13 protein-coding genes are annotated in these 13,390 nt (G+C 71.5%); 7 read left to right on the top strand and 6 right to left on the bottom strand.

The genetic code is table 11. The features are described 5' to 3' along the window. Window positions 1–570 (top strand): winged helix domain-containing protein (locus ACIY1X_RS11230; protein ID WP_399680584.1); only part of this gene is annotated, 570 nt, incomplete at its 5' end. Then, the gene (locus tag ACIY1X_RS11235) at window positions 560–1,075 is read left to right on the top strand and encodes a hypothetical protein (RefSeq protein ID WP_399680586.1); all 516 of its coding nucleotides are present in this window, start codon (window positions 560–562) and stop codon (window positions 1,073–1,075) included. The genes ACIY1X_RS11230 and ACIY1X_RS11235, both read left to right, overlap by 11 nt. Before the next feature lies 1 nt (window position 1,076). On the opposite strand, the gene ACIY1X_RS11240 is transcribed toward ACIY1X_RS11235, so the two are convergent. The 6 genes from ACIY1X_RS11240 to ACIY1X_RS11265 all read right to left on the bottom strand — a co-directional run bounded on the left by ACIY1X_RS11240 (window position 1,077) and on the right by ACIY1X_RS11265 (window position 6,164). Beyond that, the gene (locus ACIY1X_RS11240; RefSeq protein WP_399680587.1) at window positions 1,077–1,856 is read right to left on the bottom strand and encodes an MBL fold metallo-hydrolase; all 780 of its coding nucleotides are present in this window, start codon (window positions 1,854–1,856) and stop codon (window positions 1,077–1,079) included. A gap of 184 nt (window positions 1,857–2,040) precedes the next feature. Continuing rightward, window positions 2,041–3,135, bottom strand: a complete 1,095-nt coding sequence (gene bamC, locus ACIY1X_RS11245) for an outer membrane protein assembly factor BamC (protein ID WP_399680589.1) — start codon at window positions 3,133–3,135, stop codon at window positions 2,041–2,043. Between the two features lie 110 nt (window positions 3,136–3,245). After that, entirely contained in the window at window positions 3,246–4,136 is an 891-nt protein-coding gene (dapA, locus tag ACIY1X_RS11250; protein ID WP_399680590.1) for a 4-hydroxy-tetrahydrodipicolinate synthase, read from the bottom strand. Window positions 4,137–4,175: 39 nt separating this feature from the next. Beyond that, window positions 4,176–4,778: a class I SAM-dependent methyltransferase gene (locus ACIY1X_RS11255; RefSeq protein ID WP_399680591.1), complete on the bottom strand. Its 603-nt coding sequence runs from the start codon at window positions 4,776–4,778 to the stop codon at window positions 4,176–4,178. After that, window positions 4,775–4,936 (bottom strand): hypothetical protein, encoded by a 162-nt coding sequence (locus tag ACIY1X_RS11260; RefSeq protein ID WP_399680593.1) that lies wholly within the window; start codon window positions 4,934–4,936, stop codon window positions 4,775–4,777. Before ACIY1X_RS11260 ends, ACIY1X_RS11255 begins: the two co-directional genes overlap by 4 nt. A gap of 16 nt (window positions 4,937–4,952) precedes the next feature. After that, window positions 4,953–6,164, bottom strand: coding sequence for an MFS transporter (locus tag ACIY1X_RS11265; RefSeq protein ID WP_399680594.1), 1,212 nt, complete (start codon window positions 6,162–6,164; stop codon window positions 4,953–4,955). Window positions 6,165–6,353: 189 nt separating this feature from the next. Between ACIY1X_RS11265 and ACIY1X_RS11270 the strand changes: the two genes are divergently transcribed. The 5 genes from ACIY1X_RS11270 to ACIY1X_RS11290 all read left to right on the top strand — a co-directional run bounded on the left by ACIY1X_RS11270 (window position 6,354) and on the right by ACIY1X_RS11290 (window position 13,153). Further along, window positions 6,354–8,330, top strand: coding sequence for a DNA topoisomerase IV subunit B (locus ACIY1X_RS11270; protein WP_399680595.1), 1,977 nt, complete (start codon window positions 6,354–6,356; stop codon window positions 8,328–8,330). 64 nt (window positions 8,331–8,394) lie between these two features. Next, window positions 8,395–9,279: a lytic transglycosylase domain-containing protein gene (locus ACIY1X_RS11275; protein ID WP_399680596.1), complete on the top strand. Its 885-nt coding sequence runs from the start codon at window positions 8,395–8,397 to the stop codon at window positions 9,277–9,279. Between the two features lie 20 nt (window positions 9,280–9,299). Then, window positions 9,300–11,669, top strand: a complete 2,370-nt coding sequence (gene parC / locus ACIY1X_RS11280; protein WP_399680598.1) for a DNA topoisomerase IV subunit A — start codon at window positions 9,300–9,302, stop codon at window positions 11,667–11,669. 1 nt (window position 11,670) lies between these two features. After that, on the top strand, window positions 11,671–11,862 hold the full coding sequence (locus ACIY1X_RS11285) for a hypothetical protein (protein ID WP_399680600.1): 192 nt from the start codon (window positions 11,671–11,673) through the stop codon (window positions 11,860–11,862). A gap of 112 nt (window positions 11,863–11,974) precedes the next feature. Beyond that, window positions 11,975–13,153, top strand: a complete 1,179-nt coding sequence (locus tag ACIY1X_RS11290) for a diguanylate cyclase (RefSeq protein WP_399680601.1) — start codon at window positions 11,975–11,977, stop codon at window positions 13,151–13,153. Window positions 13,154–13,390: the final 237 nt, after the last annotated feature.

The raw sequence follows: 13,390 nt of genomic DNA on the forward strand, positions 1-13,390 counted from the left end.
CTCTACCTGCCGCCGCGCTACGCGCACGACGGCGTGGCCGTGGGCGGTGACTGCATGACCTGCTCCATCGGCCTGCGCGCCGCGACCGATGCCGAGCTGGCCGCCGACCTGCTGGCGCGCCTGGCCGATGCCGCCGGCGACGAGGCGGACGGCGGGCGCCGCTACGCCGACCCTGCGCAGGCGGCGGTGGAGGCCACCTGCGCCGTGCCCGAGGCGTTGCAGCGCTTCGCGCGCGATGCCGTGCGCCGCCTGCTCGCCGCCGATGCGGACATCGACCGCGCGCTGGGCGAGTCGCTCACCGAGCCGAAGCCGAACGTCTGGTTCGAAGGCGCGGCCGCGCCGGCGCCGCTGCGCGGCGTGCGGCTGGACAGGCGCACCCGCATGCTCCACGATGCGCGCCACGTCTTCATCAACGGCGAGAGTTTCCGCGCCGCCGGCCGCGACGCGCGGCTGATGCGGCAGCTGGCCGACCGGCGCCGCCTCGGCGCCGCGGAACTGCGTCTGGCCAGCGAGGAGGCGAAGGCGCTGTTGGCGGACTGGTGCGAAGCGGGGTGGCTGCATGGCGAATGACAACGACGTCAACAACGATGGCACGGCACTGCCCGAGGGCGCCTTCGACGGCCCGGCCGAGTTCGGCGCCCATGTCCGCACGGCCCTGGCGGCCGCGGCCGGGCAGGGCTGGACCGAGATCGTCCTGAGCGACCCCGACTTCGCCGACTGGCCGCTGGGCGAACGTGCGGTCGTCGACGCCCTGCAGGCCTGGGCCGCCTCCGGCCGCAGCCTGAAGATGCTGGCGCACCGCTTCGACGTCTTCGAGCGCCACCATGCGCGCTTCGTGCACTGGCGCCGCATGTGGGACCACATCGTGCAGTGCCGTGCACTGCCGCAATGGAGCGCGGGCGACGTGCCCAGCGCGATCTGGACCCCGTCCTGGTCCCTGCGGCGCATCGACTCCGAGCGCAGCCGCGGCGTGTGCGGCGCTTCGGCCGCCGACCGCGTCGCCTTGCGGCAGCGCCTCGACGAGGGTTTTCAGGCGGGGCGGCCTGGGTTCCCGGCCTCGGTGCTGGGGCTGTAGGTCAGACGTCCAGCCACGGGCTGCCACCGGCGGCATCCGCGGTGAGCATCTCTTCCTCGCGGGCGCCCAGCGCCTCGGCCAGCGCATGGCGCACGATCTCCGGGCGGTTGTTCTGCTCGCTCAGGTGCGCGGCCAGCAGGTGCTTCAGGCCGGCGTGGTGCACTGCCTGCGCGATGGCGGCCGCGGCGCCGTTCGACAGGTGGCCGAAGTTGCCGCCCACCCGCCGCTTGAGGAAGGGCGGGTAGCTCGAGCGGGCCAGCAGGTCCGGGTCGTGGTTGCACTCCAGCACCAGCGCGTTCAGGTCCGCCAGGCGCGTCATCACGTAGGGGCTGGCGTGGCCCAGGTCGGTCAGCACGCCCAGCGTGCGGGCGCCGTCGGAGCAGCGTAGCTGCAGCGGCTCGCGCGCGTCGTGCGGCACGGTGAAGGGCATCAGCTCCAGCGCGCCGCCGACGTCGATGGGCTGCCCGTCCCGGGCGAAGTGCAGGCGCCCCGCGTAGTCCGGCGCGCCGGTGGCCAGCCAGGTGCCCTCGCTCATCCACACCGCCACGCCGTGGCGCTGCGAGAGCAGGTGCGCGCAGCCGATGTGGTCGCTGTGCTCGTGGGTGATGAAGACGGCGTCGAGCTGGGACGGCGCCAGCGACTCGCGCGCCAGCCGCGCCTCGAGCTGGCGCAGGTTGAAACCGCAGTCGATCAGCAGGCGCGAGGTGCGCGCGCCGCTGCGCGCCTCCACCAGCAGGGCGTTGCCGGTGCTGCCGCTGCCCAGGCTGCGGAAGCGCAGCATCCTGTTCAGCCGCAGGCCGCGGCGAATTGCACCGCCATGGCAGGTTTCATCATGGCGTGCGCCTTGCCGCGGCGAGCGCAGCGAAGCCCTCGCGGGAGCACCCGCGGAACCGGCTCTGCCGGGCCGCCGGGTGCGTCCCTTGAGGGGGATTCGAGCACACGAAGTGAGCGAGAAACGGGGTGGTCTATTTCAAGTCGTCCGCGATGACTTGGACGATGCGCTGCGCGTTGTTGGAGGACTCGGGCGCGCCGGCCTCGTTGAGCACCGACACCGTGCTCGTCTCGCCCTGGCTCTTGACCAGGATGCGGTACTTCATCGGCTTCTCGGCGCTGCTGCTGGAGCGGCTGAAGAGCTTGCCGAAGAAGCCCGGCTCCTTGCGGTCGGCGTTGGGCGTCACGTAGCGCACGAAGTAGATGCCGGCGCTGCGGTCGCGGTCCTCGACGGTGAAGCCGGTGCGGTCCAGCGCCAGGCCGACGCGGCGCCATGCGCGGTCGAAGCCGTCGCGCACCTGCACCACCGGCCGGCCGTCCACCGTGGCGACGGTGGCCGAGCGGGCGGCGGGCGCCGCGCCGACGGACGCCGCCTGCTGCCTGGACTGCTCCTGCGAGACGCCGAGCTGGACCATCAGGCGGCGCAGGAACTCGGTCTCCAGCTCCGGATCGACGGGGCGCGGCTGCCACATGGTCTGGTCCTGCTGGCGGCTGGTGTAGACCTCGACCATGCCGCGGTGGCTGATGTAGATCTCGGTGCCGTTGGGCGTGCGCTCCATGCGGGTGCGGAAGCGGTCCAGCTCGCCGGTCGAGTAGACCGAGTCGATCAGCTTGCCCAGCGTGGCGCGCAGCACGTCCTGCGGCAGCTTGGCACGGTTCTCGGCCCAGTCGGTTTCCATGATGCCGAGGTTGCGCTGCTCCATCGACAGCAGGAAGCCGCTTTCCATCCAGAAGTCGCGGACCTTGTCCCACAGCTGCTCGGGCGTCTGGTTGCTCACCACGATCCAGCGCTCGTTGCCGGCGCGCTCCATGCGCACGTCGCCGATGCTGCTGACGGCGGTGGGGATGCCCGGCGCATTGGCACGGCCGGCCTCGTAGGCGTTGGCCGAGACGGCGCCGCCCGGGATGGCGTAGCGGTTCTCGCGCGAGAGCTGGGTCAGGTCCGGCGGCACCTCCAGCGAGGGCGCCTTGCCGGCGCTCTTGTAGTCGATCTTGTCGGACTCCAGCACGGAGCAGGCGGCCAGGCTGGCGGCCAGCGCCAGCAGGGCGAATCGCTTGAGGGTGTTCACTCGTTGTCTTCCTTCGGCGGATGAATGCTTGTCGGGGGAGGGCGGACAGGGCCGCCGTCTTGGAGTGCGCCGGCTCCCGAAGGAGCCGTGCGCGAAAGAAAAGTTCGTCCTCAGCCTTCGAGCAGCCCGCAGGCTCGCAGCGCCGCCTCGACTGCCGGCCGATGGGGCTCGGACAGCTCGGTCATCGGCAGCCGCAGGGCGCCGCCCATGCGGCCCATGCGCGCCAGCGCCCACTTGACGGGGATCGGGTTGGGCTCGACGAACAGGCTGCGGTGCAGCGGCATCAGCTCGAACTGCAGGCGCATCGCGGTGCGCGCGTCGCCGGCGATGGCGGCCACGCACAGCTCGTGCATCTTGCGCGGCGCCACGTTGGCCGTGACGCTGATGTTGCCCTGGCCGCCGCACAGCATGAGCGCCACCGCGGTCGGGTCGTCGCCCGAATAGACGGCGAATTCCTTCGGCACCTCGCGGATCAGCCACTGCGCGCGCTCGATGTTGCCGGTGGCCTCCTTGATGCCGACGATGCCGGGCACCCGGGCCAGGCGCAGCACCGTGTCGTGCGCCATGTCCGCCACGGTGCGGCCGGGCACGTTGTACAGCACCATCGGCAGGTCGCCCACCGCCTCTGCGATGGCCTTGAAGTGGCGGTACTGCCCCTCCTGCGTGGGCTTGTTGTAGTAGGGCACGACCTGCAGCTGCGAGTCGGCCCCCACGCCCTTGGCGAAGCGGGCCAGCTCGATGGCCTCGGCCGTGGAGTTGGCGCCGCAGCCGGCCATCACCGGCACGCGGCCGGCCGCCTGCTCGACCGAGACGCGGATGATTTCGCAGTGCTCTTCGACGTCGACCGTGGGCGATTCGCCCGTGGTGCCCACCACGCCGATGCAATCGGTGCCTTCGGCGATGTGCCAGTCGATGAGGCGTCGCAGCGCGTCGTAGTCGACACTGCCGTCTTCATGCATCGGCGTGACGAGCGCGACGATGCTGCCAGTCAGTTGCTCCAAGGAGGTCCTGCCTTTGTCGGAAAAAGGTAAGCCGCGATTCTACTGAGGCCCGCCGGGGCCCCTCAGGGGGTGCCGCCGGGGGCTGTCCGGCGCCGCGTCGGCCTCGCGCACGGCGGCGATGCGCTGCACGAAGCGGGGCGTGCCGGCGTCGAGGAAGCCGTCTTCGTACGCGACTACGCGCAGGCCGGCGGCCGCGGCCGCGCGCAGCAGCTCGCCGGGGGCCAGCAGGAACTCGGCGCGTGCCGGCCGCCCGATGCTTTCCTGCCCGCGGGCGAAGGTCTCGTACAGCAGCACGCCGCCCGGCGCCACGGCGGCGGCGATCTCGGCCAGGCGCGCGCGCCAGAGGTAGTTCGTCACCAGCACCGCCTCGAAGCCGCGGCCGGCGAAGGGCCAGGGGCCGTCCTCGATGTCGGCCTGCACGATCTCGGCGCCGGCTGCCGCCAGCGGGGCCAGGGCAGCGATGGCGGCAGGGTCGCGGTCGATGCCGGCCACCCGGAAGCCTTGTGCGTGCAGCCAGTACAGGTGCCGGCCGGCGCCGCAGGCCACGTCCAGCACCCGGCCGCCGGGGGCGATCAGATGCGCCCAGCGCAACAGCCAGTCGGAAGGGGCGGGCAGCGGCTGCGGCGGCGTGGGCCCGTTCATCCGAAGCAGGCCCAGATCATGTTGCCGAGCATGACGAGGAAGTCCGGCTGGCGGTAGAGCACGAACACGCCGCCCAGCACCACGGCCACCGCCGCGGCCGCGCCCACGCGCGGCCACAGGCGCGGGCGGGCGTGGGGCGAGGCGGGCGTTTCGGACATGGCGGCGGCGGATGGGTCAGGCCGGCTGCGGCGCACCGCGCTGGATGGCGCCTTCCTTGACCGGCAGGTTCACCAGCGCCGCGAACACACCCAGCGCGATGGCGATGTACCAGACGATGTCGTAGCTGCCGGTGCGGTCGTACAGGTAGCCGCCCAGCCACACGCCCAGGAAGGAGCCCACCTGGTGGCTGAAGAACACGAAGCCGCCCAGCATCGACAGGTGCGCCACGCCGAAGATCTGCGCGATGATGGCATTGGTCGGCGGCACCGTCGAGAGCCACAGCGAGCCGATCACCGCCGCGAAGACGTATACCGAGAGCGGGCTGAGCGGCGCCCACAGGAACAGCGCGATCGCCACCGCCCGGCCCAGGTAGATGAAGGCCAGGATCTTGCGCTTGGCGAGCCGCTGCCCCAGCGAGCCGGCCGCGTAGGTGCCCACTACGTTGAACAGGCCGATCAGCGCCAGCGCGTAGCTGGCCACCTGCGGCGGCAGGCCGTGGTCCTTCAGGTAGCTGGGCATGTGTACGCCGATGAACACGACCTGGAAGCCGCAGACGAAGTAGCCCGCCATCAGCAGCCGGAAGCTGGGGTAGCGGAAGGCCTCGGCCACGGCCTGGGCGATGGTCTGCTCGCGCCGCACCGCGCCGGTGGTGTGGGCCGGCTCGCGCAGGCCGAAGGCCAGCGGCACGATGACCAGGGCCAGCACCGCCAGCACCAGCAGGGCGTTCTGCCAGCCCGTCTGCAGGATGAGCTGGCCCTCCACCGGCACCATGAAGAACTGGCCGAAGGAGCCGGCGGCGGCGGTCACGCCCATGGCCCAGGAGCGCTTGTCGGCCGGAAGCTGCCGGCCGATCACGCCGTAGACCACCGCGTAGGTGGTGCCGGCCTGCGCCGCGCCGATCAGCACCCCGGCCGTGAGCGCGAACAGCAGCGGTGTGGGCGACAGCGCCATGCCCGCCAGGCCCAGCGCGTAGCAGGCGGCGCCGATCAGCAGCACGCGGAAGGCGCCCAGCCGGTCGGCCAGCATGCCTGCGAACACGCCGAACACGCCCCACGAGAGGTTCTGGATCGCGATGGCGAAGGAGAAGGTCTCGCGCGTCCAGCCCTGGGCCTGGGTGATGGGCTGCAGCCACAGGCCGAAGCCGTGGCGGATGCCCATCGACAGCGTGACGACGAGCGCGCCGCAGATCAGCACCTGGCGCATGGACAACGGGGCGGGAGAAGGCATGGAACGGCGGGTGGTCGTGGAAAGGGCCGGGCGGCGGCCGGAGCAGCGCGCGATTGTCGGCGCTTTGGCGATGCCGTGCCGGCACGGGATCGGACGGCGGCCGGCCCGGATCGGCCATGCGCCGGCGTTCGCCGGATGACTGGATGCGCATCCAGCGTTTTGCGTGGTGGCTGACTACAATCCGCCGCCATGGCAACCCCCCCCAAGACAGCACCGGCCTATTCGGAGGCGTCGATCCGCGTCCTCAAGGGACTGGAGCCGGTCAAGCAGCGGCCGGGCATGTACACCCGCACCGACAACCCGCTGCACATCATCCAGGAAGTGCTCGACAACGCCGCCGACGAGGCGCTGGCCGGGCACGGCAAGAAGATCAAGGTCACGCTGCACGCCGACGGCTCGGTGAGCGTGGAGGACGACGGCCGCGGCATCCCCTTCGGCCTGCACCCGGAAGAGGGTGCGCCGGTCATCGAGCTGGTCTACACCCGGTTGCACGCCGGCGGCAAGTTCGACAAGGGCGCCGGCGGCGCCTACAGCTTCTCCGGCGGCCTGCACGGCGTGGGCGTGTCGGTGACCAACGCGCTGTCGAAGAAGATGGAGGTCGTCTCGCTCCGCGAAGGGCAGGTGGCCCGGCTGGTCTTCGCCGCCGGCGACGTGGCCGAGCCGCTGCAGCTGCGCCCGCAGGCCGCAGGCGACCGCAAGCAGGGCACCACCGTGCGCGCCTGGCCCGACGCGAAGTACTTCGAGTCCGCCGCCCTGCCGATGCACGAGCTGGTGCACCTGCTGCGCAGCAAGGCGGTGCTGATGCCCGGCGTCACCGTCACGCTGGTCAACGAGAAGAGCGGCGACCAGCAGCAGTGGCTCTACAAGGGCGGCCTGCGCGACTACCTGATGCAGACGCTCAGCGCCGACCCGGTGATCCCGCTGTTCGAGGGCGCCGGCCACGCCGACCGCAACGCCGACAACTTCGCCGAGGGCGAGGGCGCCGAGTGGTGCGTCGCCTTCACCGAGGAAGGCCAGCCGGTGCGCGAGAGCTACGTCAACCTGATCCCCACCAGCGCCGGCGGCACGCACGACAGCGGCCTGCGCGACGGCCTGTTCAACGCCGTCAAGGGCTTCATCGAGCTGCACTCGCTGCTGCCCAAGGGCGTGAAGCTGCTGCCCGAGGACGTGTTCGCCCGCGCCAGCTACGTGCTCAGCGCCAAGGTGCTCGACCCGCAGTTCCAGGGCCAGATCAAGGAGCGCCTGAACTCGCGCGACGCGGTGCGGCTGGTCTCCAGCTTCGTGCGCCCGGCGCTCGAACTCTGGCTGAACCAGCACGTCGACTACGGCCGCAAGCTGGCCGAACTCGCCATCAAGGCGGCCCAGACGCGCCAGCGCGCCGGCCAGAAGGTGGAGAAGCGCAAGGGCTCGGGCGTGGCCGTGCTGCCCGGCAAGCTGACCGACTGCGAGAGCAAGGACACGGGCCACAACGAGCTGTTCCTGGTCGAGGGCGACTCGGCCGGCGGCAGCGCCAAGATGGGCCGTGACAAGGAGTGCCAGGCCATCCTGCCGCTGCGCGGCAAGGTGCTCAACACCTGGGAGGTCGAGCGCGACCGCCTGTTCGCCAACACCGAGATCCACGACATCTCGGTGGCCATCGGCGTCGACCCGCACGGCCCTGACGACACGCCCGACCTCTCCGGCCTGCGCTACGGCAAGGTCTGCATCCTGTCGGACGCCGACGTGGACGGCTCGCACATCCAGGTGCTGCTGCTCACGCTGTTCTTCCGGCACTTTCCCAAGCTCATCGAGGCCGGCCACGTGTACGTGGCGCGCCCGCCGCTGTTCCGCGTCGATGCGCCGGCGCGCGGCAAGAAGCCGGCCGCCAAGCTCTACGCGCTGGACGACGGCGAACTCACCGCCATCCTCGACAAGCTGCGCAAGGACGGCGTGCCCGAAGGCAAGTGGAGCATCAGCCGCTTCAAGGGCCTGGGCGAGATGAGCGCGGAACAACTGTGGGAAACCACGCTCAATCCCGACACCCGCCGCCTGCTGCAGGTGCGCCTGGGCCGCTTCGACTTCGGCGGCACCCAGGGCGAGATCACCAAGCTGATGGGCAAGGGCGAGGCCGCCGCGCGGCGCGAGCTGATGGAGCTGCGCGCGGACGATGTGGAAGTGGACGTCTGAGCGTCCGCTGCCGCCGACACCAACGAACCGACGCCTTCCACGCGCTGCCGAGGCCGGGAAGGCGATGCCGATGAAACTGCCTGCCGTCCTGTCGTCGCTGAGCCTGGCGCTGCTGCTTGCCGCGGCAGGCCCGCGCGCGCATGCCGACATCTACGGCTACGTCGACGAGAACGGCACGGCGCACTTCGCGGCCGAGAAGGTGGACGAGCGCTACCAGTTGTTCTTCAGGAACGGCCAGAGCTTCGACACGGCCGACGGCCTGCGCGTGCTGCCCAAGGGCCGCCTGGGCCGCGGCAGATCGTCCGGCGCCGCCGCGGGCGGCAGCCCGCCGCCGGCCTCGCAGGCGCTGCTGGCGCTGTTCGAGAAGTCGCCCAGCTACAAGGTGGCCAAGTCGGCGCTGCAGGAGGCCTCGCGGCGCCACGCCATCGACTACGAGCTGCTGCAGGCGCTGGTGGCCACCGAGTCGGGCTTCGACGCAGGCGCCATCTCGCCCAAGGGCGCCATCGGCCTGATGCAGGTGATGCCGGCCACCGCCGCGCGCTATGGCCTGCAGGGAGACCGCCGGCGCACGGCCGAGGCCAAGCTGCACGACCCGCGCCTGAACATCGCCACCGGCAGCCGCTACCTGCGCGACCTGATCCACATGTTCGACGGCAGCCTCGAGCTGGCCCTGGCCGCCTACAACGCGGGCGAAGGCGCGGTGCAGCGCGCCGGCAACCGCATTCCGAACTACCGCGAGACGCAGAACTACGTGAAGACCGTGCTGCAGCTCTACGCCTACCTCAAGCCCGGCGCCACGAGCGTGGCGCGCGGCGGCGGCAAGGTGCCGGGGCGCGTGCGCATGGAGCTGGCGGGCGCCGGCACCGGCGACGACGCTTCGCCCGCCGCCGACCGCCCGGCGGCGCTGCGCCTGGACACCACGCGGCCGCGCCGCGCGCCGGCCCCCTGAATTCCCGAACCGAAGCGACGATGGACGACGACCACCAACCCACCCTGGACCTGCAGGAACCCGAGGATCCGAACGCCCTCACCCTGGCCGACTACGCGCAGACCGCCTACCTCGAGTACGCGCTCAGCGTGGTCAAGGGCCGCGCCCTGCCCGACGTGTGCGACGGCCAGAAGCCGGTGCAGCGCCGCATCCTCTATTCGATGGAGCGCATGGGCCTGGGCTACGGCGGCGCCAACGGCACCGTCGGTGCCAAGCCGGTCAAGAGCGCCCGCGTGGTGGGCGACGTGCTGGGCCGCTTCCACCCGCACGGCGACCAGGCCGCCTACGACGCGCTGGTGCGCATGGCGCAGGATTTCAGCCAGCGCTACCCGCTGATCGACGGCCAGGGCAACTTCGGCAGCCGCGACGGCGACGGCGCGGCGGCCATGCGCTACACCGAAGCGCGGCTGGCGCGCATCACGCAGCTGCTGCTGTCGGAGATCGACGAGGGCACGGTCGACTTCATCCCCAACTACGACGGCTCCACCGACGAGCCGCGCCAGTTGCCCGCGCGCCTGCCCTTCGTGCTGCTCAACGGCGCCAGCGGCATCGCCGTGGGCCTGGCCACCGAGATCCCCAGCCACAACCTGCGCGAGGTGGCCGACGCCTGCGTGGCGCTCATCAAGAGCAACGGCAAGCTCGCCGACGAGGAGCTGTTCGGCCTGATCCCCGGCCCCGACTACCCCGGCGGCGCGCAGATCATCAGCAGCCCGCAGGACATCGCCGAGGCCTACCGCACCGGCCGCGGCTCGCTGAAGGTGCGCGCGCGCTGGAAGATCGAGGACATGGCGCGCGGCCAGTGGCAGGTGGTCGTCACCGAACTGCCGCCGGGCGTGTCGGCGCAGAAGGTGCTCGAGGAGATCGAGGAGATCACCAACCCCAAGGTCAAGGCCGGCAAGAAGGCGCTGACCACCGAGCAGCAGCAGCTCAAGGCCTCGATGCTGGCGCTGCTGGACGGCGTGCGCGACGAGTCCAGCAAGGACGCGCCGGTGCGCATCGTCTTTGAGCCCAAGACCTCGCGCATCCCGCAGGAGGAGTTCATCGCCACGCTGCTGGCGCAGACCTCGCTGGAGACCTCGGCGCCGATCAACCTCACCATGGTCGGCATCGACGGCAAGCCGGTGCAGAAGTCGCTGCGCCAGATCCTGCTGGAGTGGGTCGCCTTCCGCGAGCAGACGGTGCAGCGCCGCTCGCAGCATCGCCTGGACAAGGTCGACGACCGCATCCACATCCTCGAAGGCCGGCAGCTGGTGCTGCTAAACATCGACGAGGTGATCGCCATCATCCGCGCGGCCGAGGACCCGAAGGCCGCGCTGATCGAGCGCTTCCGCCTGAGCGACCGGCAGGCCGAGGACATCCTGGAGATCCGCCTGCGCCAGCTCGCCCGGCTCGAAGCCATCAGGATCGAGCAGGAGCTGGCGAAGCTGCGCGAGGAGAAGACGAAGCTGGAGGAGATCCTCGGCAGCCCGGCCGCGCTGCGGCGCCTGCTGGTCAAGGAGATCGAGCAGGACGCCCGGACCTTCGAGGACCCGCGCCGCACGCTGATCCAGGCCGACAAGCGCGCCGTGGCCGAGGTGCGCGTGGTGGACGAGCCCGTCACCGTGATCGTCTCGCAGAAGGGCTGGGTGCGGGCGCAGAAGGGCTGGAACCCGGAGAAGGCCGAATACAGCTTCAAGGCCGGCGACGGCCTGTACGGCGCCTTCGAGTGCCGCACCGTCGACGTGCTGCTGGTCTTCGGCACCGCCAAGGACAAGTCGGTGCGCGTCTACACCGTACCGGTGGCCAGCCTGCCGGGCGCGCGCGGCGACGGCCAGCCCGTCACCACCATGATCGAGCTGGAGGCCGGCACGCAGGTGGCGCACTTCTTCGCCGGGCCGCCCTCCGCGCAGCTGCTGCTGTCGAACACCGGCGGCTACGGTTTCATCGCCGCGGTGGAGCACATGGTGTCGCGTCAGAAGGGCGGCAAGGCCTTCATCGACGTGGGCGAGGGCGAGCAGCTCACGCGGCCCTCGCTGGTGGGCGGCGCGGGCGGCGCCGAGCCGGTGCTGGCCGCCACGCACGTGTGCTGCGTGGCGAGCGACCGCCACATCCTCACCTTCGACGTCGCCGAGCTGAAGACGCTGCCCAAGGGCGGGCGCGGCCTGACGCTGATGGACCTCGCGCCGAAGGCGAAGCTCGCCGGCGCCGCCGCCTACACGCGCAGCGTGCGCATCGAGGGCGACTTCCGCGGCAAGCGGCGCGACGAGCAACTCGACATCCGCACGCTCAACAACGCCCGCGGCACGCGCGGGCGCAAGGGCAAGGCGGGCTCCTTCACCTTCACGCCCGACGTGGCGCAGCGGGTGGAATGAGATGGGCGGCCTGGACATCAGCGCCATCGGCCTGCTGATCGGCGCGGTCGCCGGCGTGTTCAGCTTCTGGCTGGGCCGCCGCCTGCGCGGCAAGCGCATCGCCCGGCGGCGCGAGAAGGAGCGCGCGCAGCAGCTGGCGAACGAGACGCGGCAACAGCGCCGCGCCCGGGAGCGGCGCGAAGGCCGGCGCTGAGCGCGCCCCCAGGGCCGGACTGCGTCCGGCCCGCCCCCCGAGGGGGATGAGGAAACTTGGGGCGGCCCGTCGTTTCCTCACGTACGCGGCATGGCAGGCAGAATGCAGGCCCATGCCGGCTGATCTCCCGTCCGTGCTGGATGTCCGCTCCATCACCGCCGTGTCGGGCGTGCTGGGACTCGTGATGTCGGCCGTCACCTTCTTCATGTGGCGCAGCTACCCGGCCAGCATCCGCGGCCTGCGCGAATGGGCCTGGGCGCCGCTGCTGGGCTTCGTCAGCGCGATGCTGTTCGCCGGGCGCGGCGCGCTGCCGGACCTGCTGAGCGTGGTCGGCGCGAACATGCTGCTGTTCATTGCCTCGCTGCTGTACTACGCCGGCAGCCAGCAGTTCCTGCTCGGGCACAGCGACATGCGCCGCTGGATCGGCGTGAGCCTGGTGGTCGGCGCCTGGCTCCTGTGGTTCACCCACGTGCAGCCGGACTACCCGGCGCGGCTGGCGGGCGTGACGCTGGCGGTGTGCGTGCTCTATGCCCGGCATGCCGTCTTCTACCTGCGCCAGCGTGCCGCCGTCTTCGGCATGCGGCTGATGACGGCGATGCTGCTGGTGCAGGCGGCAGCGGCCGGGCTGCGCCTGCTCAGCGTGGGGCTGGGCGTGGCCGGCAACGGCCTGCTGGAGCCGAACTGGGTACAAATGGTCTACATCACCTCCTACGCGGTCACGGTGCTGATGATGTCCATCACCGCGGTGCTGATGAGCACCGACCGGGCGCGCATGGAGTTCGAATCGCTGGCGGCGCACGATCCCCTGACCGGCGCGCTCAACCGCCGCGCGCTGCGCGAGGCGGCCCAGGCCGAACTGCAGCGCGCCCGCGCCAACGGCACCAGCCTGGCGGTGCTGATGCTGGACATGGACCACTTCAAGCCGGTCAACGACCGCTTCGGCCACCACGCGGGCGACGCCGTGCTGTGCGAGGTGGTGCGCCGCGTGCAGGAGGTGCTCGGCGGGCGCGGGCTGCTCGGCCGCCACGGCGGCGACGAGTTCGTGGTGCTGCTGTCCGGCGCCTCGCGCGAGGCCGCGACGTCCCTGGCCGAGCGCATCCATGCCGCCCTGGCGCGGCCCTACCCGCTGCCGGGCGGGGGGCAGGAGGTGGCCTCGCTGTCCGTGAGCATCGGCATCGGCATGGCCGCCGGCGAAGCGGTCACCGGCGTCGACACCCTGCTGGCGCGCGCCGACGCGGCCCTGTACCAGGCCAAGGCCGGTGGACGGGCGCGGCTGGCCACGGCCTGCTGAGGCTGCGCGGGACACGCTTTTCCGCGCCGGACGGCATTACGACACATTCGGCGACATAGGCCGCCCTCCCGTGAAGGCACACTCGCCGGGCCCGGCCGGGCGCCGCCCCGCGGGCCGGCCCGGGTACGTGGGCGACATGCGCTCATCCATCCACCATCTCGAAGGGAGTTGTCCGATGAAAAGGACCCTTGCACTGATTTCCATCACCGCCGTGCTTGCCGCCTGTGGCAAGCAGGA

The sequence above is a fragment of the Xenophilus sp. genome (genome assembly GCF_044462705.1).
In the GTDB taxonomy this organism is placed as follows: Bacteria; Pseudomonadota; Gammaproteobacteria; order Burkholderiales; family Burkholderiaceae_C; genus Xenophilus; species Xenophilus azovorans.